1 protein-coding gene is annotated in these 293 nt (G+C 54.3%); it reads right to left on the reverse strand.

The annotated features are described in order from the left end of the window. Positions 1–293 (reverse strand): ISAs1 family transposase (locus J9889_RS20665; protein ID WP_210557954.1); only part of this gene is annotated, 293 nt, incomplete at both ends.

A 293-nucleotide genomic window follows, 5' to 3' on the forward strand; every position in this document is an offset into this window, starting at 1 on the left:
GCGGTCAGTCGCTGCAAGGTTTCTTTCTGACAGTGCAGGGCATCCATGGTCACGATGGCATCTTTAATATCAAGGCAATCAATCAGCTGTCTTACTGTCTCGATTTCCCCGCCTTTGTGTTGAGTGGCCTTCTGGCAGAGCACCAGCCCCTCACCGGTATCAAACGCCGTCACCAGATGCAGGCAATTATCGGACCCGTGTTGGTTGACTGCCCCTCGTATGGTCTTGCCATCGATGGCAATGATAGACTGACCAGCGGCTTGGCGACGGGCATTGACCCAGGTAAACAAGGC

Source organism: Aeromonas sp. PrichA-15 (assembly GCF_017939245.1).
GTDB lineage: Bacteria > Pseudomonadota > Gammaproteobacteria > Enterobacterales > Aeromonadaceae > Aeromonas > Aeromonas caviae.